The following is a 20,814-nucleotide window of genomic DNA, read 5'->3' on the forward strand; positions in this document are numbered from 1 at the left end:
ACTGATTTGAAGACAAACCCCTCAGGCATGCTATTTTTCGAGGGTAGAAAGCCGATCCCGACTCACGGGATAATCGGCTTTGGTAACTCTTCAAAGCGTTAAGCCCGGGGCATTTACATGAACGGAACACCCACCGGCAGCGAGGCCGCAGCACTGATTGCGCTGCTGGACTGGGCGCAAAGCCCCCTCGGTGATGCTATTGACTGGCCACAAAGCCTGCGCACATCGGTCGACATCGTCATCCACTCGCCCATGCCGATGCTGTTGTTGTGGGGCACCCAACTCACGCAGATCTACAACGACGGCTTCGCCCGGCTGGTCGGCAACAAGCACCCTCAGGCCTTCGGCCAGCCGGTGGACCTGATCTGGCCGGAGATGAAAAGCTTCACCGACCCGATCTACAGCGCCGTGCTGAGCGGCCAGGTGCGCACGTTCAACGAGCAGCGCTTCGTCCTGCAACGTCATGGCCGCGACACCGAGATCTGGCTGGACCTGACCTACAGCCCGATTCGTGACGAGCACGGTGCGGTCGCCGGAATCCTGGCCACCGCCATCGAGACCAACGAGCGCCGCCGGGTCGCCCTGGAACTGCAACAACGCTCCGAACAGAGCCTCAAGGCCCAGCACAACACCGAGCAACGCTTGCAACTGGCCCTGGCCGCCACCGACGCCGTGGGCACCTGGGACTGGGACATCGGCGAAGACCGCTTTATTGCCGACGCCCATTTTGCCCATCTGCACGGTGTCGACGCCTGTGACGCCGGCCTGCTACCCATCAGCGCGTACCTGCAAGGTGTACACCCCGAAGACCGGGGCATGGTCACCCGCAGCATCAAGCATTGCATCACCCACGGCACCGAATACGCCGAGGAATATCGCCTGCTGCAAGCCGACGGCCAGGTGCGCTGGGTGTTTGCCCGGGGGCGCTGCTACAAGAATCACCATGGGCGCCCAGCGCGTTTTCTCGGCGCCGCCCTGGACCTCACCGAACGCAAACACACCGAGCAGGCCCTGCGCCAAAGCCAGACCGAGCTGCAACTGATCATCAACGCCATGCCGGTGCTGATCGGCTACGTCGACCACGAGCAGCGCTTTCGCCTGAACAACAGCGCCTACCTGGACTGGTACGGCATGACCCCGCAGGAGCTCTACGGCAAGACCATTCTCGAAGTGGTGGGCGAAGAGGTCTACGCCGGACGCGTCGACAAGATCGACTCCGCCCTGAAGGGCAAGGCTTGCAGTTTTGTCACCGTCACCCCCCATCGTGATGGCCGGCCACGGCAGGCCTTGATGAAGTACTTGCCGCGCTTCAGCAGTGACGGCTCGGTCAACGGTTTCTACATTTTTGTGATCGATGAGACCGAGCGCAAGCTGACCGAAGAAGCGCTGCGCCACCTCAACGAAAACCTCGAAGAACGGGTCGACCAGCGTACCCAGGCGCTGGCCGAAGCCAACCAGCGCCTGCAAAACGAGATGTTCGAACGCGAGCGTGCCGAAGATGCCTTGCGCCATGCACAGAAGATGGAAGCAGTCGGCCAACTCACCGGCGGCATCGCCCACGACTTCAACAACATGCTCACCGGGATCATCGGCAGCCTGGACCTGATGCAACGCTATATCGCGGCCGGGCGCAGTGCGGAAATCGGCCGGTTCACCGACGCTGCCGTGTCCTCCGCCCACCGTGCGGCGGCACTGACCCACCGCCTGCTGGCCTTCTCCCGGCGCCAGTCCCTGGACCGCAGGCCTCTGGACCCCAACCAACTGGTCACCTCCCTGGAAGAGCTGTTTCGCCGCACCAAGGGCGCCCATATCGAACTCAAGGTGCAACTGGGCAACGATATCTGGCCAGTGAACACCGACGCCAGCCAACTGGAAAACGCCCTGCTCAACCTGGTGATCAACGCCCGTGACGCCATGCCCGACGGCGGTGAGCTGCGCATCGAGACTGCCAACAGTTACCTCAACGACACTGACATCAACACCCTCGAACCGGTCAAGGCCGGTGACTACGTGATGCTCGGCGTCTGCGACAACGGTGCCGGCATGAGCCCGTCGGTCCTGGCCAAGGCCTTCGACCCGTTCTTTACCACCAAGCCGATTGGCCAGGGCACCGGACTTGGCCTGTCGATGATTTACGGTTTTGCCCAACAGTCCGGCGGCCATGTGACCATCCAAAGCACCCCGGGCGAGGGTACCTGCGTGCGCCTGTACCTGCCGCGCCTGCATGGCACCGCCCTGGAAACCAGCGAACCCGAGAGCCTTGGGACAGCGCCAGTGGCCCTGGCTGGAGAAGCCGTGGTGGTGGTCGAAGACGACGAGGCCGTGCGGATGCTGGTGGTCAACGTGCTGGATGAATTGGGCTACACCGCACACCAGGCCGTCGATGCCCGAGCCGCCCTGCCGTTGCTTGAGTCCGACCTGCGGGTGGACCTGCTGGTGACCGATGTCGGCCTGCCGGGCATGAATGGCCGGCAACTGGCGGAAATCGCCCGCCAATATCGCCCCGGGCTCAAGGTGCTGTTCATGACCGGCTATGCCGAGAAAGCCGCCGAGCGCCAGGGCTTCCTGGAGGAAGGTATGGACATGGTGGCCAAGCCGTTTTCGATTGACCTGCTGGCCAATAAAATCCGCAGCATGATCAGCGTCGATCAATGAGTTCAGGCATAATCGCGCGCCCTTACGTTCGACCGTTGCAAGGTAACCGCCTAATGAAAGCCCAAGCCCGCCATATCCTGGTGAAAACCAGCGAAGAAGCCGAACAGCTCAAGCAACGCATTGCCAAGGGCGAGGCGTTTGATGTGCTGGCCAAGAAGTACTCCACCTGCCCGTCCGGCAAGCGCGGCGGTGATTTGGGTGAAGTACGGCCAGGGCAGATGGTGGGCGTGATTGATGCAGTGATCTTCAAAAAGCCCGTGAAGGTGGTGCATGGGCCAATCAAGAGCAAATTCGGTTATCACCTGGTGCAGGTGTTCTACCGGGATTGATCATTTTTTGTGGCGAGCGGGCTTGCCCGCGTTGGGCTGCGCAGCAGCCCCAATAGGATCGCTGAGTTTCTTCAGATAGACCGAGGCGGCAGGTTTTAGGGCCGCTTCGCAGCCCAACGCGGGCAAGCCCGCTCGCCACAAGGGGAAGTCAATCTAGATTCGGGGAATCAAGGCGCCCGGCACCTGAATCACTTGACTGGCCAGCCGATGCCCGGCCAATGCCGCCTGCTCCGGTACGCCGCCCTTGAGCCGACTGGCCAGATACGCCGCACTGAACGAATCCCCCGCCGCCGTGGTATCGACCACCTTCTCGACCACCCGCGCCGGCACGGCAAAACGCTCGCCCTTACAGCGAATCAGGCAGTCATCCGCCCCACGCTTGAGCACCACCTCGGCGATCTCGGGATACGCCGCGAACACCTGCTCACTGTCTGCAAAACCAAACAACGCTCGCTCGTCATCTTCGGTCAGCAAGGCGATATCCACCTGCGCCAGGACCTTGTGATAAGCCGCACGCGCCGCATCGACACTGGCCCACAAGCGCGGACGATAGTTGTTGTCGAACACTACCTTGCCGCCCCGCTTGCGAGTTTCGATCAGGGTTTCCAACAAACGCTCGCGCCCCACCTCGCCCAGCACGGCCAGGGTAATACCGCTGAAATACAGCACGTCATAAGCCGGTAACGCCGCCAGGATCGGTTCCGCTGCCGGGGTCGTGAAGCAATCGCGCACGGCCGCTTCGTTGCGCCAGTAGAGGAATTTGCGCTCACCCTGGGCGTCGGTCTGGATGCAATACAAGCCCGGCAAACGCCCCGGCAGACGCTGCACCATACCCAAACCCAGGCCTTCCTCGGCCCATTGCTTGCACATGGCATCGCTGAAGCTGTCATCGCCTAACGCTGTGACGTAATCCACGCTCGGGCCTTCACCCAGCTCGCGACGCAGGTACACCGCGGCGTTCAGGGTGTCGCCACCGAAGCTCTGTTGCAGGCTGCCATCGGCACGGTGTTGCAGTTCGATCATGCATTCGCCGATCAGGGCGATGCGCAGAGGTGTATTCATGCAGGAAACTCTCGTGGTGTGCTTGAGGGCCTCATCGCAGGCAAGCCAGCTCCCACATGGGATTGCATTCCACTGTGGGAGCCGGCTTGCCTGCGATGGGCGCGGCTCGGTCTAGAAGCAGGTATGCAGGCTTTCGACCACCTGCAACTGCTCATCCACCAGGCAGCCTACCTGCCACTTGTCGAAGGTCAGGCACGGATGGGAGGTGCCGAAGGAGATAATGTCGCCAATCTTCAGCTCAACCCCCGGTGCCACGGTCATGAACGCATGCTGGTCCATCACCGCCGTGACCTTGCATGCACTCACGTCCTCGCCAACGGCGGGCAGCACACCGGCCTTGTAACGCCGCAGCGGCACCGGCAAACCGGCGTCATAAGCCACGTCGCGTTTGCCCAGGGCGATGACCGCAAAACCCGGCTCCGGCATGGATTGCACATGGGCCCAGACTTCCAGGGCCGGGCGCAGGCCTTCGTTGAGGTCGCTGCGACGGTCGAGCACGCAGCATTGCGCCTCTTTGTAGATGCCGTGGTCATGGGCCACGTAGCTGCCAGGACGCAGAACACTGAGGAAACGGCCAGCGGCGTTCTGGGTTTCAAAGGATTCGGCGATCAGGTCGTACCAGGCCGAGCCCGAGGCGGTGATGATCGGCTTGCCGAGGTCAAAGGCGCCACTGTTTTGCAGGTCCACCGCCAGGCGTACCAGGCTGGCGGCGAACTCACGGATGCCGCTGACGGCGTGGTCGCCATGGATCACACCTTCGTAACCTTCAATCCCGGTCAGGGCCAGCGCCGGCTGGGCCTTGATCGCCTTGGCCAGGGCCAATACTTCCTGCTCGCTGCGGCACCCGCAACGGCCGCCGACCACGCCGTACTCGATCATCACGTTCAAGCGCAGGCCACGGGCGGCGAAGAACGCGCCCAGGTCGGCGACGTTGTCCGGGTGGTCGACCATGCAGTGGAAGTCGAAATCCGGGTCGACCAGCAAGTCGGCGATCAGCGCCATGTTCGGCGCGCCCACCAGTTGGTTGGCCATCAGCACCCGGCGTACGCCACCGGCATACGCGGCGCGAGTCTGCACCGCAGTGGCCAGGGTGATGCCCCAGGCGCCCCGCTCCAACTGACGCTGGAACAACGCCGGCATCATGCTGGTCTTGCCGTGGGGCGCCAGTTGCGCGCCGCTGTTGCTGACGAATGCCTGCATCCAGCGGATGTTGTGTTCCAGGGCCTCGCGGTGCAGCACCAGGGCAGGCAGGCTGACGTCACGGACCAGATGAGCACCGACTTGGGCGGCGCCTTTTTCAACGGCATTGAGGGCAGACATGGGGATACTCCAATTCGCTATTCGTTGATGCGACGGGCCAGGTTGTTGGCGCTTTCAGTCAGCACCCGGCGGTAGTCGTTGTAGTTTTTCCGCGCATCGTCCCGTGGGGCAACGATGCACAGGGTCGCAATGCTGATGCCTTGCGCGTTCCGTACCGGGGCGGCAAAACAATGGGTGAAGGTGTCGGCCACGCTGTCGAAGGAGAAGAATCCATCGAGGGTGGCCTGGCGGATTTGCCCGAGGAAGGTCTCCAGAGGCAAGCGCTGACCGTCCGGCAGGATGAAGTCGTCGTGGTCGATCAGGTCGATGATCTGCTGGTCACTCAGGTGCCCCAGCAACAGGCGGCCGGAAGCGGTCCAGGGGATGGGTGCGTTCTCGCCGATATCGGAGGAAATACGAAAATGCCGCTCGCCCTCACGCATCAGCGCCACCGTGTATTTGCGGCCGTTGAGCAGGCACATCTGCGCGGTTTCGTGGGTCTGGCTGACGATCTCCTGCAAGGCGTGGTCAGCCTCGCGGGTCAGGTCAAAATGGCGCAAGTGCGCCTGGCCGAGGAAGTACAACTGGCGGCCGAGGTAGACGTGGCCGTCCTTGCCCACGGTCTCGAGAATCCGCCGCTCCAGCAAGGAAGCCACCAGCTCGTAGACCGTGGATTTCGGGCTGCCGATACCGCTGGCGATATCATTTGGACGCAGGGGCTGGCCGACTTCCTTGAGGAAATCGAGGATATCGAACGCCCGGTCCAGACCTTTGGCGCGGCGTTTGATGGTGTCTTCGGTCATGGCAGTCTTCGTAGGTAAATGAGGTCCATGTGGGAGCTGTCGAGCTTTAGCGAGGCTGCGATGGGATCACCTCGGTGTCCTGTCAGACCGCAGCGCCTGCATCGCAGCCTCGCCGAGGCTCGACAACTCCCACATTGGATTGGGCTCTAGCTTGGGGCATTTAGCCTTTTTTCTTATAAGCCACGCAATCAATCTCAACCTTGCAATCAACCATCATGTTCGCTTGCACACAGGCCCGTGCTGGCGCGTGTTCAGGGCTGAAGTACTCGCCGAACACCTTGTTGAAGCTCCAGAAATCCCGTGGGTCTTCCAGCCATACGCCAACCCGCACGACATCTTCGATCGCATAGCCGGCTTCTTCCAGAATGGCGACCACATTGCGCATGGTCTGGCGGGTCTGCTCGACGATCCCGCCCTGGATGATTTCGCCATCCACCGCCGGCACCTGGCCCGACACGTACAACCAGCCATCCGCTTCCACGGCACGGGCGAAAGGACGAGGCTGACCGCCGCCGGCGGTGCTGCCGGTGCCGTAACGAGTAATGCTCATAGTGGTTCTCCTTGATTAAAAACGAATATTTTTCAGAAATTCCGCCAACCGCGGCGACTGTGGGCGTTCAAAAATGTCTTTCGGTGGCCCCTGCTCTTCAATACGGCCCTGGTTCATGAACACGATCTTGTCCGAGACTTCATAGGCAAACCGCATCTCGTGAGTGACCAGCAACATGGTCATGCCCTCTTCCGCCAGGCCCTTGATCACGCTGAGCACTTCGCCCACCAGTTCCGGGTCCAGCGCCGAGGTCACTTCATCGAACAGCATCAAGCTGGGGTTCATGGCAATGGCTCGGGCGATCGCCACGCGCTGTTGCTGACCGCCAGACAACTGACCCGGAAAGTGATTGCGTCGTTCCAGCAGGCCGACCCGCTCCAGCCATTTTTCCGCCAGCGCCACCGCCTCGTCCTTGCTCATGTTCTTGACCTTGAGCAGGCCCAGAGTGACGTTCTGCAACGCCGTCAAATGAGGGAACAGGTTGAATTGCTGGAACGCCATGCCAGTCATGGCCCGGTGCCGGGCGATGACTTTTTCCGGGTGGCGCACGCGCTTGCCGGCAATGTCGCTGTAGCCAATGGACTCGCCATCCAGGGTGATCTGCCCGCCCTGGAACTCTTCCAGCAGGTTGACGCAACGCAACAGCGTGGTCTTGCCCGAGCCGCTGGAGCCGATTAGCGTGACCACGTTGCCGCGCTGCATCGACAGGTCGACACCCTTGAGCACTTCCACCGGGCCGTATTGTTTACGCAGGCCGCAGATATTCAGCAGTGGCTGGGTTACAGTGTGAGATTGAGTCATGGCAAGGCCACCCGCTTTTCAATGTAGCGCCCGAATAACTCGATGGCGTAGTTGATGACAAAAAATAGAAAACCGGCGAACAGGTAGAACTCCAGAGTCATGAAGGTCCGGGCGATCACCTGTTGCGTGCTGAGCAGCAATTCGGCCACGCCAATCACTGACAGCAGGGTTGAGGCCTTGACGATTTCCGTGGACGAGTTGACCCAGGTCGGCAGGATCTGCCGCAGCGCCTGAGGCAGCAGCACATAACCGAGGGACTGGTAAAACGTCAGGCCGATGGCCTTGCCCGCTTCCAGTTGCCCACGGGGAATAGCCTGCAGGGAACCGCGCACAATCTCCGCGACATGGGAGCCGCAAAACAGCGTCAGGCCTACAGCACCGGCCTGGAACGCAGTGATCTGCCACCCGAGCGCAGGAAGCATATAAAAGCAGGCCAACACCAGCACAAACACCGGCGTACCACGGATCAGGTCGACATATAACCGGAACGGCGCGCGCATCCAGAATTTGCCGTAGGTCAGGATCAACCCGGCCACAATGCCGATCAGGGTGCCGAAGATAATCGCCAGGGCCGAGACATACACGCTGGCCTGGAACCCCGCCCAGAGGGTTTCCCGGGCGATCCACAACTCATGCAGCCAGCTGGGGGATTCGTACATGGGAACTCCTTAGCGACGGATCGCCAGACGCTGTTCCAGGTAACGGAGCAGCATGGCGATGAGGTAACAGGCAGCCACATAGAGCGCGGTCGTCACCAGCCAGGTTTCAATCACCCGGTAGCTTTCGACGTTGATCTTGCGGGCGTAATAGGTCAGCTCCGGCACCGCAATCGCGGCCGCCAGAGAGGTGTCCTTGAACAGCGAGATGAAGTTGTTCGACAGCGCCGGCAGCACATTGCGCAGCATCACCGGGACGGTGATGTAGGCACGGATGCGCCACTCGCCCAACCCGATGGCCAATCCCGCTTCACGCAAGCCCTTGGGAATATTCAACAGCCCGGCACGAAACACTTCGGTCAGATAGGCACCGGCGTACAACGACAGAGTGATAATGAACGAGGGGATCTTGTCCAGGCGAATCCCAAGGCTTGGCAAGGCGAAGTAGATCAACAGGATCAGCACCAGGATCGGCGTATTGCGAACCACCGTCACATACACCGACGCCAGGATGCGCAACGCACGGTGTTTGGACAGCAGGGCAAACGCTGCCAGCAGGCCAATCACGCAGCCGATGGCGATCGACAGCAACGCCAGTTGAAGGCCCAGACCGAGCCCCGCCAGCAAGGTGTCGAAATCGCGCCATACGGCGGCAAAGTTCAACTGATAATTCATGGTCGGCAGTACCTTGTTCGGAGCGCCTGCAGCGGCGCCCCGTGCTCACACATCATTTGAATTCGACCGGAAAACCAATCGCCGGCTCTGGCAGGTCCACACCAAACCATTGCTTGAACGACGCTTTGTAGGCCGGAAACTCAACGCCAGTCATGGCTTCATGCAGCGCGGTATTGACGAAGTTCAGCCAGTCCTGGTCGCCACGCTTGACAGCACACGCATAGGTCTGCGGGCTCCAGGCATAGGTTGGGCTGCGGTAGCGGCCAGGGTTCTGCACCATCAGGTACTTGACCGAAGACTGGTCGGTGGCAGCGGCGTCGGCACGGCCGGAGTTCACCGCCTGGTACATCAGGTCGACGCTGTCGTACTGGTCGACCTTGGCTTTGGGCAGTGCCTGGTGCACCAGTTCTTCGGCGTAGACGTTTTGCAGCACCGCCACAGTGACGCCGTCACCCGCGGCTTGCAGGTCTTCGATTTCCTTGTACTTGCTGTTGGTCGGCAGCAGCAGGCTGACGCCTTCGCGGTAGTACGGCAGGGTGAACGCCACCTGCTGCGCACGGCTGGCGGTGACGGTGATGAACTGGCAGCTCATGTCGACCTTGTCGGTCAACAGGTTGGGAATTCGCGCGTCGGAGGACTGCACCACAAATTCAACTTTGCTGGGGTCATTGAACAGCCCCTTGGCCACAATGCGGCCGATATCAATATCAAAACCTTGCAACTTGCCATCCGCTCCCTGGAAGTGCCACGGCGCATTGGTACTGCCTGTACCCACGATCAGGTGCCCACGCTTGAGCACACTGTCGAGCTTGCTGTCCGCCGCCTGCACTGTGCAGGCGAGGGAAGCCGATGCGGCGAAGAGAAAAACACACGCTTTAAACACGCAAGGTCGGTGATGCATGACAAGCACTCCAGGAGTTGTATATTCCGCTATACCGGAACTTGGTATGTAACAACGGAATAGACAGCAGAAAGTGTGCCACAGCACCTGTAGGAAAAATACGTAGCTAGTTAACTCTTTTAAAATCAGATAGATAAATATTTATGACGAAAACGGAAGCCAGCTTGTAGCTGGAGTCACATTGCTACCGTTGGCCACACACATCGGGGACGGGCCACATTTAAGTGCGCGAATGTGACGTTACCGCGCACAGGGGACCTGTGAATTCTGACAGTAGACCGGTTCGGTCTCCTGGATTAGCGTGAGCAAAGGTGCCATCCGGCCTTTCGCTCAAGGAGATCATCATGGGGATTGCGACCACCGCCATCGCTGACGCGGTCGAATATCAGAAGGCGCTGCAGACGCAACGCACGGTGTTCATGCTTTTCGTATCACCCAACTGCCCGGCATGTGGCGAAGCCGAACCGCTGTTCTTGAAAGTCGCCAATCGCTACCGCTCCCGAACGAAGCTTTATGTACTGGATACCACCCAAACCCCGAGACATCCCAGCGTTACTGGCACGCCCACTCTACTGGTATTGAAGAACGGCAAACTGGTGGAGAAGCTCAAAGGATTTGGCCCCTGGGAAACCCAGGAGCAAACCCTGAAAAAAACCTTCACCCGCCACACGCGCGGCGTGCGCACCAAGCGCCTGAAAGAGTGAGGTGCGTGTCAGTCCTCCAGCATCAACCGCGCCGTCCCCGACACCTGAATCGACGCCCCCTTCTGATCAGTAATCTGCGCCTGTAACCGCGAGCGGCTGCCCATGTCCTCACCCTGGACAATATTGATGCAGCCCTCGTGCGGCCAACCCAGGTCCCGCAGGTAACCGGCAAAGGCCGCCGTCGCCGCACCGGTCGCCGGATCCTCATACACACCGCCCGATGCAAATGGGTTACGGGTATGGAACAACGTCGGCCCCTCAGCGAATACCAACAGCACAGTGACCAACCCGGCGTCAGTCATGAAGCGCCGACCAGCATCCAGCTCGTAATGCATTCGGCTGAGTTTGGCGCGACTGTCGAGGGCCAGTACCAGATGAGTCGCCCCACCGTTGATCAGCGCGGGCGGCAGGCTTGGGTCCAGATCATTGCGGCTGTAGCCGAACAATGCCAAGCCAGCCTCCACCAGCGCATCACTGGCCGGGCCACTGCGGGTCGGCGGTGATTGCAACGCCGCCTCGATCAACTTGCCTTCGCTGCGGCCGCTGACGGTGATGTCGCCATTGTTCAAGCTCAGGTGAAATTCACCGTCCCCCAACGCCAAGCTCAAGGCGGCACCGAGAGCAATGGTGGCATGCCCGCAAAACGGCACTTCAGTTTCCGGCGAGAAGTAACGCACCCGCCAGCCATCCTCTTGCGGACAGGCGAACACCGTTTCCGAATAGCCCACTTCATGGGCGGTGCGCTGCATCTCCTCGGCTTGCGGCAGCGTATCGCCAATCCATACGCCAGCGGGGTTGCCGCCTTGCTCGCCATCGGAAAACGCTGCGATTTTCAGGACATCCAGGATCATTGCACGTGGCCTTTTGAAGGAGTTTGCAGGTTTGAGATCCTATCGAAACTGCGCATCCAAAGGAACCAGGCGAACCTGGGTCACCCGCCGCTCCTCCACCGCCGCCACCGTCAGGCGCCAGCCTTCATGGTCAAGGCTGTCACCCACCACCGGCAGGCGATCCAGCAAACTCATCACCAACCCGGCCAACGTCTGGTAGTCCTCTGTTTCCGAGGCCTTGAAGCCGGTACGCTGACGAATCAGGCTTAGATTCAAGGCACCACTGACCCTGAACCCACCCTCCTCCTCAACCACATCCGGGCCTTCGATCTCACTGGCGTCCGGCAATTCGCCGGCGATGGATTCGAGGATGTCAGTCATGCTCAATACACCCATGAAATCACCAAACTCGTTGATCACGAACGCAATGTGGGTCGACGCCTGACGCATCTGCTCCAGGGCATTGAGGATTGAAAAATTCTCCAGGAGATTCACCGCCCGGCGCGCCAAATGCTCAAGGTCAGGCTCATGACCGGCCAGGTACTCCTTGAGCAATTCTTTCTTGTGCACAAAGCCCAGCGGCTCATCAATCGCGCCATTGCGGATCAGCGGCAAGCGCGAATAGGACGAATGCATCAGCTTCAGGCGAATCGTGTCGGCATCGTCCGCCAGGTCGATGGTGTCGACGTTGGCGCGCGGCGTCATCAGGCTGCGGATCGGCCGCTCGGCCAATTGCAGCACACCACTGATCATCACACGCTCGCGACGGTCGAATAGCGGACCTTGGTTGGCATCCGTTTCACCCAGCAGGTCAGCCACCTCTTCACCTACTTCTTCCATCGCCAGGCTCCGGCCACCCAGCAAGCGCATCACCGCATGCGCCGTACGCTCACGCATCGGCAGCGCGCCCTGGGCAGATTTCTTGCGGCGCGCCCGGGCAATCTGGTTAAACACCTCGATCAAGATCGAGAAACCAATGGCTGCGTACAGGTAACCCTTCGGAATGTGGAAGCCCAAGCCTTCGGCGGTCAGGGCGAAGCCGATCATCATCAGGAAGCCCAGGCACAGCATGATCACGGTCGGGTGCGCATTGACGAAGCGCGTCAGCGGCTTGCTGGCGATGATCATCAGGCCGATGGAAATGATCACGGCGATCATCATCACCGCCAGCTCATCCACCATGCCCACAGCGGTAATCACCGCGTCGAGGGAGAACACCGCGTCCAGCACCACGATCTGCGCCACGATTGGCCAGAACATGGCGTAGGCGGCATTGCCGGTGCGCACGCTGATGTGGCCTTCGAGGCGCTCATGCAATTCCATGGTGGCCTTGAACAGCAGGAACACACCACCAAACAGCATGATCAGGTCGCGACCGGAGAAACTCTTGTCGAACACCTCAAACAACGGCTGGGTCAGGGTCACCAGCCAGGAAATACTCGCCAACAGGCCCAGGCGCATCAGCAAGGCCAAGGACAGGCCGATCAGCCGCGCACGGTCGCGCTGCTCCGGCGGCAACTTGTCCGCCAGGATCGCGATAAACACCAGGTTGTCGATGCCCAGCACCAGTTCCAGCACAATCAAAGTCAACAGGCCGAGCCAGGCCGTTGGATCCGCTAACCATTCCATATCAATGTCGTCTCGTTAAAAATTTTCAGAATGCCGGGCACGGCAAGGTACGGTCAGAAGACCGGGAGAAAATTGATAATCGAAAGACGGGATGCTTGGCCCGGATGCGGGCGTTCAGCGAGAACGGGGACGGCGAGTGTCTTGGGGAAAGACGACTGGGAGGCTCCGAGAGGGTGTTCATGCAGATCCTGTAGCAGAAAAAGGACCTGAATCGTACAAGCGAAAGGCAAATTCCCTACAACGTAAAACTGTTACAAGATCTGTACCCCCACCAATCCATCAAACACCACTAATCCAATGTGGGAGCGGGCTTGCTCGCGAATACGGAGTGTCAGGCAAATAGGCATCAACTGACCCACCGCCTTCGCGAGCAAGCCCGCTCCCACATTTTGATCGATGGTGTGTCAGTTTTTGCGGGTCGCATCATCCAGCGCCAGGATGGTGTGGGCATTGGTCACGGTGGTCGCCAACGTATTGATCACACCCGACCGCAACGCTCCAAGGGTCGCCGCCGCCTTGGTGTTTTCACTGGCAATCGCCACCACATCCGGAATCCGAAACAACTCCTGCACGGTTAAACCAATCACCCGCCCCTGAATCGCGTTGATCGCCGGCTGGCCGTGAATATCAATGAAGTCATACCCCATCATGTCGCCCACGGTGCCGGACAACCGGGCCTGGGCAATCTCCTGGGGTGAAAACCAGCCCATGCGCACCATGTTGCTGTTTTCGCTCATGTCGCCAATGCCGATCAGCGCCATGTCAGCACGGCGGGCGCGGTCCAGGGTGGAGCGCACGGTGTCGTTGCTGATCAGTACCCCGCGTAGTTCCGGGTTGGCCACCAGGGCCGGGGCGTACAAACTTTCACTCTCGCCACCAAAACGCAGGGCCAGGCGCCGGCAGATATGGTCGGGGTTCATGTATTCGCCAGCCTTGAGCGAACCGCCGATGGCGCAGACAAATGTGCAGTTACGGGTCACCGGCAAGAACACGTTGTCGGCCACCGCACCGACGTTGCGGCCCATGCCCACGGCGACAATCATGCCGTCGCTCAACGTCTTGTTCAGGTAGTTGGCCACCAGGCTGGCAACGGCCGAACGCTGGGTGTCAGGGTCACTGTGGTCGACCGCAATCAGCGCACGATCCAGCTGGAAGCGCTCCACCAGCGCCTGCTCCAACTCGTTATTCATCGCCGGATGCTGCAACACCCGCACTTCGACAATCCCTTCATCCCGTGCGCGTTTGAGCAGACGGCTGACTTTTGCCCGAGACAGGTCGAAGCGCTTGGCGATGGCTTCCTGAGTGACGTTCTCAAGGTAATAGAGCATCGCCACTTCGGTCATCAGATCGATATCGCTGGCAATGCGCTGGGTACTGTCACTCATGGGGACGGGCTTCCGTTTCGGCGTCAAAGGCGCATTCTCCCGACTCTTGCCCCGTTACGTCTACTACTGATGCCCATCACGCTCAATCGCGTTGATGCGGTCGACCTTGGCCCCGGAACGCGCCGCCTCGAACTCCGATTCCAGGAACGACTTGACGACGCTTTTTGCCAGTTCCGCGCCGATCACCCGCGCACCAATGGAAAGGATCTGCGCATCGTTGCTCTTGCGTGCCCGCTCCGCCGAATACGTGTCATGGGCCTGGGCCGCGCGAATCCCCAGGACCTTGTTGGCCGAAATGGCCATGCCAATCCCCGTGCCACACACCAATACCCCCAGCCGCTGCTGCCCGGCATTGATCGCGGTGGCCACCGCCAGGGCGATGTCCGGGTACAGCACCGGCGCCGTGGAATGGGTACCAAAGTCGGTCACCGGATATCCCAGCGCTTCGATATGGCGCTTCAACAATTCTTTGAGCTCGTAACCCGCTTCATCGCATCCGATAGCCACCGGGAAAGGTGTGTTCATGGCGTCTGGCTCCGCTGCCGTGGTCGTGCTTAAGACTGATCAAATGATCACTCAGTGAAATTAGTATCAGTCATTTCTCGAATATTCACCACTTCCTGTCAAGCATGATTTAACTGACCCACCAGTCAAAGCCCTATAAAAGGGCATTATTTGCGCAAACCGGCACTTTTACATCTTTTCCATGAAAGAGATTGACTGATCAGAATTTCATTTGATACACATATGATCACAGCGAAACATAACTGTGCGACCTAATAAGAATTCACAGCACGAGGACACGCCGATGGCCACGCCATTACTGCTCCAGGCTGAACACGTCGCCAAGGCCTACGCCGGGATCCCTGCCCTGCGTGACGGGCGCCTCTCTCTGCGGGCCGGCAGCGTTCACGCCCTGTGCGGCGGCAATGGCGCAGGCAAATCAACTTTTCTCAGCATCCTGATGGGCATCACGGCGCGTGATGCCGGCACCATCGCGCTCAACGGTTCGCCCGTGCATTTCCATCGGCCCAGTGAGGCCCTGGCGTCAGGGATCGCGATGATCACCCAGGAGCTGGAACCGATTCCCTACATGACCGTCGCCGAAAACATCTGGCTGGGCCGCGAACCGCGCCGCGCCGGTTGCATCGTCGACAGCAAGGAATTGAACCGCCGTACTCGGGAGTTGCTGGAAAGCCTGGAGTTTGAAGTGGATGCCACCAGCCCCATGCACCGCCTGAGCGTGGCGCAGATCCAACTGGTGGAAATCGCCAAGGCGTTCAGCCATGACTGCCAAGTGATGATCATGGATGAGCCCACCTCCGCCATCGGCGAGCGCGAAGCGGAAACCCTGTTCAAGGCCATCCGCCGCCTGACGGCCCGTGGCGCCGGCATCGTGTATGTGTCCCATCGCCTCAGCGAGTTGGCGCAGATTGCCGATGACTACAGCATCTTCCGCGATGGTGCCTTCGTCGAAACCGGACGCATGGCCGATATCGACCGCGCCCACCTGGTGCGCGGCATCGTTGGCCAGGAACTGACGCGGATCGATCACAAGGTCGGCCGCGAATGTGCTGCCGAGTGCTGCCTGGACGTGGACAGCCTGAGCCGCGCCGGCGAGTTCCAGGACATCAGCCTGCAACTGCGCCAGGGCGAAATTCTGGGCATCTATGGCCTGATGGGCTCCGGACGCAGCGAGTTTCTCAACTGCATTTATGGCCTGACCACACCCGACTCCGGCAGCGTCACCCTGCAAGGCAAGCCGATGCCCATCGGCCTGCCCAAGGCGACCATTCGCGCCGGCATGTCCCTGGTCACCGAAGACCGCAAAGACAGCGGCCTGGTGCTCAGTGGCAGCATCCTCTCCAACATCGCGCTGTCGGCCTACAAGCAGCTGTCGAGCTGGTCGCTGATAAATGCCCGCAAGGAAAACCAGTTGGCCCAGGACATGGTCAAGCGTCTGCAGATCAAGACCACCTCCCTGGACCTGCCAGTGGAATCCATGAGCGGCGGTAACCAACAGAAAGTGGTGCTCGCCAAATGCCTGTCGACCCAGCCGATCTGCCTCCTGTGCGACGAGCCGACACGCGGTATTGATGAAGGCGCCAAGCAGGAGATTTATCACCTGTTGGACCAATTCGTGCGCGCCGGCGGCGCGGCCATTGTGGTGTCGTCGGAAGCGCCGGAACTGCTGCATCTGAGCGATCGAATCGCTGTCTTCAAGGGCGGCCGGCTGGTGACCATCAGCACTGACACCGCCCTTTCCCAGGAAGCCTTGTTGAGTCTTGCCTCATGAACGCCAAAACAACCCTGTCCACACCCATCACCGCTCCCGTCAAGGCGGCACCGCGCAGCCGTCTGCGCCTGTCCCTCGACCGCTTTGGCCTGCCGCTGGTGTTTATCCTGCTGTGCGTGGTGATGGCGTTTTCCAGCGAATACTTCATGACCTGGCGCAACTGGATGGACATCCTGCGCCAGACCTCCATCAACGGCATTCTCGCCGTGGGCATGACCTACGTGATCTTGACCAAGGGCATCGACCTGTCAGTGGGCTCGATCCTGGCCTTTGCCGGACTCTGCAGTGCAATGGTCGCCACCCAGGGCTACGGCCTGCTGGCGGCGGTGAGCGCCGGGATGTTTGCCGGCGCCATGCTCGGGGTGGTCAACGGTTTCATGGTCGCCAACCTGTCGATTCCACCCTTTGTCGCCACCCTCGGCATGTTGAGCGTCGCCCGGGGTATGACCTTCATTCTCAACGACGGCAGCCCGGTCACCGACCTGCCCGACGCCTACCTGGCGCTGGGCATCGGCAAAATCGGCCCGATTGGCGTGCCGATCATCATCTTCGCGGTGGTCGCGCTGATTTTCTGGATGGTGCTGCGCTACACCACCTACGGCCGTTACGTGTATGCGGTGGGCGGCAATGAGAAGAGCGCACGCACCTCGGGGATCGGCGTGCGCAAGGTGATGTTTTCGGTGTACGTGGTGTCCGGGCTGCTCGCCGGCTTGGCCGGCGTGGTGTTGTCGGCACGCACCACCTCCGCCCTGCCCCAGGCCGGCATGTCCTATGAACTGGACGCCATCGCCGCTGTGGTGATCGGCGGCACCAGCCTCTCCGGCGGCACCGGCAGCATCGTCGGCACGCTGTTTGGCGCGCTGTTGATCGGGGTGATCAACAACGGCTTGAACCTGCTCGGCGTGTCCTCCTATTACCAGCAGGTCGCCAAGGGCCTGATCATCGTGCTCGCCGTGCTGATTGACGTGTGGCGCAAGAAAAAACGCTAGTCCCTGTGCTCTGAACCGAACTGAACGACCATAACAATAATCGGAGTTCTCACTATGAAGCCCTTTCCAGTATTAGCCGCCGTCGCGGCACTCTCCCTGCTTGCCAGCAGCATCGCCGTGGCGGCCGATGGCAAGACCTACAAGATCGGCGCGGCCGTGTACGGGCTCAAGGGCCAGTTCATGCAGAACTGGGTCCGCGAGCTGAAGGAACACCCGGCGGTCAAGGACGGCACCGTGCAGTTGACCGTGTTCGACGGCAACTACGACGCGCTGACCCAGAACAACCAGATTGAAAACATGGTGACCCAGCACTACGACGCCATCCTCTTTGTGCCCATCGACACCAAGGCCGGTGTCGGCACCGTGAAGGCGGCCATGAGCAATGACGTAGTGGTGATCGCCTCCAACGCCAAGGTCGCCGACGCCAACGTGCCGTACGTGGGCAACGACGATGTGGAAGGTGGTCGCCTCCAGGCCCAGGCCATGGTCGACAAGCTCAACGGCCGCGGCAACGTGGTGATCATCCAGGGACCGATTGGCCAGTCGGCACAGATCGACCGGGAAAAGGGCGAGATGGAAGTGCTGAACAAGTACCCGGATATCAAGATCATCGAGAAAAAGACCGCCAACTGGGACCGCGCCCAGGCCCTGACCTTGACCGAAGACTGGCTGAACGCCCACCCCAAAGGCATCAACGGTGTGATCGCACAGAACGACGACATGGCCCTCGGCGCGGTGCAAGCGCTGAAGTCCCACGGTTTGTCGTTCAAGGATGTGCCGGTGACCTCCATCGACGGCATGCCGGATGCAATCCAGGCGGTGAAGAAAGATGAAGTCATCACCTTCCTGCAAGATGCCCAGGCGCAGTCGCAGGGAGCCCTCGATGTAGCTCTGCGCGCCTTGGCCGGCAAGGATTACAAGCCTAAGTCGGTGATCTGGGAACGCTACGCGAAAGACGTGAAGTGGGGCGATGGCACCGCCAAGAACTACATCCTGCCGTGGGTGCCGGTGACCAATGCCAATGCGGATGCGCTGTATCAGCAAGTCAGTGGTGGTAAGTAGCAACGCGGTCAATGTGGGAGCTGGCTTGCCTGCGATGGCATCACCTCGGTACATCAGATACACCGAGTCGCCTGCATCGCAGGCAAGCCAGCTCCCACATTTAACCGGGTTCCACCCTTAGATCTCCACTGTTAGCAAGAAGGAGTCATGTTCATGTCTGGATTCTGGAATCAGGCCTTCGACCTCACCGGCCGCTGCGCCGTGATCACCGGCGGGGCCGCCGGGATTGGTCTGGCCTGTGCCAGCCTGCTGGTGGAGCGTGGGGCGCGAGTCGCCCTGCTCGACCGTGACCCGGCCGTGGTCGATGTCGCCGCCAGCCTCGGCGCCGGGAACATTGGCATTGCCGTGGACCTGCGCCAACTCGACCAGGTGCAAAGCACCATCGATTACGTGTTCGATCACTTCAAGCGCCTGGATTACCTGGTCAACAGCGCCGGTGTCGTGATACTGGACAAGGCCCTGGACGTCAGCGAAAACGCCTGGGACACCACCCTCGACATCAACCTCAAGGCGAGCTTCTTCGTCGCCCAGGCTTGCGCAAAACACATGCTCACCCAAGGCAGCGGCCGCATCATCAACCTCGCCTCCCAGGCGGCGGTGATCGGCCTTGACCGCCACGTCGCCTACTGCGCGAGCAAGGCAGCCATCGTCGGCATGACCAAGGTGCTGGCCATGGAATGGGCACCGCACATCAACGTCAACGCCATCTCCCCCACCATCGTCGAGACCGCCCTGGGCAAGAAGGCCTGGGCAGGCGAGCTGGGCGAACGGGCCAAATTGCAGATCCCGGCAGGCCGCTTCGCCCAGCCGGAAGAAATCGCCGGGCTGGCGCTGTACCTACTCAGCGATGCCGCCAAGATGATCACCGGGGAAAACGTGATGATCGACGGCGGCTACAGCATTCAGTAATTCATCTTTTGTCGTGAGGTTTATCGTCATGTCCACCGAACGCACTGCCGAACAACTGTCGCCCATCATCCCCAAGACCATGCAAGCCGTGGTGTGCCATGGCCCCGAAGACTACCGCCTGGAAACCGTCGACGTGCCGACACCCGGCCCCGAAGAAATCCTTACTAAGGTCGAGCTGTGCGGCATCTGCATGGGGGACATCAAGACCTACCGCGGCGCGCCGTCGTTCTGGGGCGACGCCGAGCAGCCACGCTACGTCAAGCCGCCAATGATCCCCGGTCATGAGTTTGTCTGCCGTGTGGTCGCCCTCGGCCCGGGCGCCGAAAAGCGCGGTGTGAAGGTCGGTGACCGAGTGATTTCCGAACAGATCGTGCCGTGCTGGGGTTGCCGCTTCTGCAACCACGGCCAGTACTGGATGTGCCAGAAACACGACCTCTACGGCTTCCAGAACAACGTCCAGGGCGCCATGGCCCAGTACATGATTTTCACCAAGGAAGGCATCGTCCATAAAGTGCCGGACTCGATTGCCCCGGACGAAGCGATCCTGATCGAACCGCTGGCCTGCTCGCTGCACGCTGCCGAACGGGCCAATGTCGATTTCGATGACATCGTGGTGGTCGCCGGTGCCGGCACCCTGGGCCTGGGGATCATCGGCGCGGTGCGCATGCGCAACCCGAAAAAACTCATCGTCCTCGACATGAAACCCGAACGCGCCGCCCTCGCCTTGCGCATGGGTGCGGACGAGGTATGGAACCCAGCTGAAGTTGATGTGATGGCGAAGATTCGCGAGATCACCGACGGTTACGGCTGCGACATCTATATCGAAGCCACCGGGCATCACAAGGCGGTCAACCAGGGCCTGGCCATGCTGCGCAAGCTGGGGCGTTTCGTCGAATTCAGCGTCTTCAACGACGAGGCCACGGTAGATTGGTCGATCATCGGCGACCGCAAGGAACTGGACGTGTTGGGCTCACACCTGGGCCCGTACATGTACCCGCGGGCCATCGATTTTATCGGCAACCGCAAAATCGACATGCGCGACGTGGTGACCCACAAATTTGCGCTGGCAGATTTCAAGGAGGCGTTCGCGGTGATGGAGCGCGGGGACAAGTCCCTTAAAGTCGTGCTCGAACCCTGATTTTCGCAACGATACGCATCTCTGTGAGAGCCGGGTTTGTGTGGGAGCTGGCTTGCCTGCGATGGCATCGACTCGGTGCTCATGACAGACCGAGTCGCCTGTATCGCGGGCAAGCCCGACTCCCACAAAAAACCGGCCCAC

At 60.5% G+C, this 20,814-nt stretch carries 20 protein-coding genes; 8 read left to right on the forward strand and 12 right to left on the reverse strand.

The window, feature by feature from the left end; genetic code table 11:
- Positions 1-117: 117 nt before the first annotated feature.
- Entirely contained in the window at positions 118-2,655 is a 2,538-nt protein-coding gene (locus HKK55_RS13225) for a PAS domain-containing sensor histidine kinase (RefSeq protein ID WP_169355097.1), read from the forward strand.
- A 53-nt stretch (positions 2,656-2,708) separates the two neighbouring features.
- Positions 2,709-2,984, forward strand: a complete 276-nt coding sequence (locus tag HKK55_RS13230; RefSeq protein ID WP_010564624.1) for a peptidylprolyl isomerase — start codon at positions 2,709-2,711, stop codon at positions 2,982-2,984.
- Between the two features lie 153 nt (positions 2,985-3,137).
- Here HKK55_RS13230 and HKK55_RS13235 read toward each other — a convergent pair whose 3' ends face one another.
- The 8 genes from HKK55_RS13235 to HKK55_RS13270 all read right to left on the reverse strand — a co-directional run bounded on the left by HKK55_RS13235 (position 3,138) and on the right by HKK55_RS13270 (position 9,731).
- On the reverse strand, positions 3,138-4,046 hold the full coding sequence (locus HKK55_RS13235; RefSeq protein WP_169355098.1) for a sugar kinase: 909 nt from the start codon (positions 4,044-4,046) through the stop codon (positions 3,138-3,140).
- A gap of 111 nt (positions 4,047-4,157) precedes the next feature.
- Positions 4,158-5,366 (reverse strand): amino acid deaminase, encoded by a 1,209-nt coding sequence (locus tag HKK55_RS13240; protein WP_169355099.1) that lies wholly within the window; start codon positions 5,364-5,366, stop codon positions 4,158-4,160.
- A gap of 17 nt (positions 5,367-5,383) precedes the next feature.
- Positions 5,384-6,148 carry an IclR family transcriptional regulator gene (locus HKK55_RS13245; protein WP_169355100.1) on the reverse strand — a complete coding sequence of 255 codons (765 nt, stop codon included), beginning with the start codon at positions 6,146-6,148 and terminating at the stop codon, positions 5,384-5,386.
- A gap of 160 nt (positions 6,149-6,308) precedes the next feature.
- Positions 6,309-6,698, reverse strand: a complete 390-nt coding sequence (locus HKK55_RS13250) for a RidA family protein (protein ID WP_155581995.1) — start codon at positions 6,696-6,698, stop codon at positions 6,309-6,311.
- 15 nt (positions 6,699-6,713) lie between these two features.
- The gene (locus HKK55_RS13255; protein ID WP_169355101.1) at positions 6,714-7,499 is read right to left on the reverse strand and encodes an amino acid ABC transporter ATP-binding protein; all 786 of its coding nucleotides are present in this window, start codon (positions 7,497-7,499) and stop codon (positions 6,714-6,716) included.
- Positions 7,496-8,158: an amino acid ABC transporter permease gene (locus HKK55_RS13260; RefSeq protein WP_169355102.1), complete on the reverse strand. Its 663-nt coding sequence runs from the start codon at positions 8,156-8,158 to the stop codon at positions 7,496-7,498. The genes HKK55_RS13255 and HKK55_RS13260 overlap by 4 nt, the downstream gene beginning before the upstream one ends.
- A gap of 9 nt (positions 8,159-8,167) precedes the next feature.
- Complete coding sequence (locus tag HKK55_RS13265) at positions 8,168-8,830, reverse strand: amino acid ABC transporter permease (protein ID WP_169355103.1); 663 nt, start codon at positions 8,828-8,830, stop codon at positions 8,168-8,170.
- A gap of 52 nt (positions 8,831-8,882) precedes the next feature.
- A complete protein-coding gene (locus HKK55_RS13270) occupies positions 8,883-9,731 on the reverse strand; it encodes a transporter substrate-binding domain-containing protein (RefSeq protein ID WP_169355104.1) in 849 nt (282 codons plus the stop codon).
- Between the two features lie 344 nt (positions 9,732-10,075).
- On the opposite strand from HKK55_RS13270, the gene HKK55_RS13275 reads away from it, so the two are divergent.
- Entirely contained in the window at positions 10,076-10,435 is a 360-nt protein-coding gene (locus HKK55_RS13275) for a co-chaperone YbbN (RefSeq protein ID WP_169355105.1), read from the forward strand.
- A gap of 8 nt (positions 10,436-10,443) precedes the next feature.
- Here the strand turns inward: HKK55_RS13275 and HKK55_RS13280 are convergent, their stop codons facing one another.
- The 4 genes from HKK55_RS13280 to rpiB all read right to left on the reverse strand — a co-directional run bounded on the left by HKK55_RS13280 (position 10,444) and on the right by rpiB (position 14,804).
- On the reverse strand, positions 10,444-11,286 hold the full coding sequence (locus tag HKK55_RS13280; protein ID WP_178128846.1) for a PhzF family phenazine biosynthesis protein: 843 nt from the start codon (positions 11,284-11,286) through the stop codon (positions 10,444-10,446).
- Positions 11,287-11,325: 39 nt separating this feature from the next.
- Complete coding sequence (locus HKK55_RS13285) at positions 11,326-12,894, reverse strand: TerC family protein (RefSeq protein WP_169355106.1); 1,569 nt, start codon at positions 12,892-12,894, stop codon at positions 11,326-11,328.
- 404 nt (positions 12,895-13,298) lie between these two features.
- Positions 13,299-14,279, reverse strand: a complete 981-nt coding sequence (locus tag HKK55_RS13290; protein ID WP_169355107.1) for a sugar-binding transcriptional regulator — start codon at positions 14,277-14,279, stop codon at positions 13,299-13,301.
- A gap of 63 nt (positions 14,280-14,342) precedes the next feature.
- Complete coding sequence (gene rpiB / locus HKK55_RS13295; RefSeq protein WP_155581986.1) at positions 14,343-14,804, reverse strand: ribose 5-phosphate isomerase B; 462 nt, start codon at positions 14,802-14,804, stop codon at positions 14,343-14,345.
- Between the two features lie 283 nt (positions 14,805-15,087).
- Between rpiB and HKK55_RS13300 the strand changes: the two genes are divergently transcribed.
- The 5 genes from HKK55_RS13300 to HKK55_RS13320 all read left to right on the forward strand — a co-directional run bounded on the left by HKK55_RS13300 (position 15,088) and on the right by HKK55_RS13320 (position 20,673).
- Complete coding sequence (locus tag HKK55_RS13300) at positions 15,088-16,575, forward strand: sugar ABC transporter ATP-binding protein (protein WP_169355108.1); 1,488 nt, start codon at positions 15,088-15,090, stop codon at positions 16,573-16,575.
- Positions 16,572-17,564, forward strand: coding sequence for an ABC transporter permease (locus HKK55_RS13305; RefSeq protein WP_169355109.1), 993 nt, complete (start codon positions 16,572-16,574; stop codon positions 17,562-17,564). The genes HKK55_RS13300 and HKK55_RS13305 overlap by 4 nt, the downstream gene beginning before the upstream one ends.
- A gap of 54 nt (positions 17,565-17,618) precedes the next feature.
- Positions 17,619-18,626 carry a substrate-binding domain-containing protein gene (locus tag HKK55_RS13310; protein WP_169355110.1) on the forward strand — a complete coding sequence of 336 codons (1,008 nt, stop codon included), beginning with the start codon at positions 17,619-17,621 and terminating at the stop codon, positions 18,624-18,626.
- Positions 18,627-18,779: 153 nt separating this feature from the next.
- The gene (locus HKK55_RS13315; protein WP_169355111.1) at positions 18,780-19,535 is read left to right on the forward strand and encodes an SDR family oxidoreductase; all 756 of its coding nucleotides are present in this window, start codon (positions 18,780-18,782) and stop codon (positions 19,533-19,535) included.
- 28 nt (positions 19,536-19,563) lie between these two features.
- Complete coding sequence (locus HKK55_RS13320; protein WP_169355112.1) at positions 19,564-20,673, forward strand: alcohol dehydrogenase catalytic domain-containing protein; 1,110 nt, start codon at positions 19,564-19,566, stop codon at positions 20,671-20,673.
- Positions 20,674-20,814: the final 141 nt, after the last annotated feature.

The sequence above is a fragment of the Pseudomonas sp. ADAK18 genome, assembly GCF_012935695.1.
Lineage (GTDB): Bacteria > Pseudomonadota > Gammaproteobacteria > Pseudomonadales > Pseudomonadaceae > Aquipseudomonas.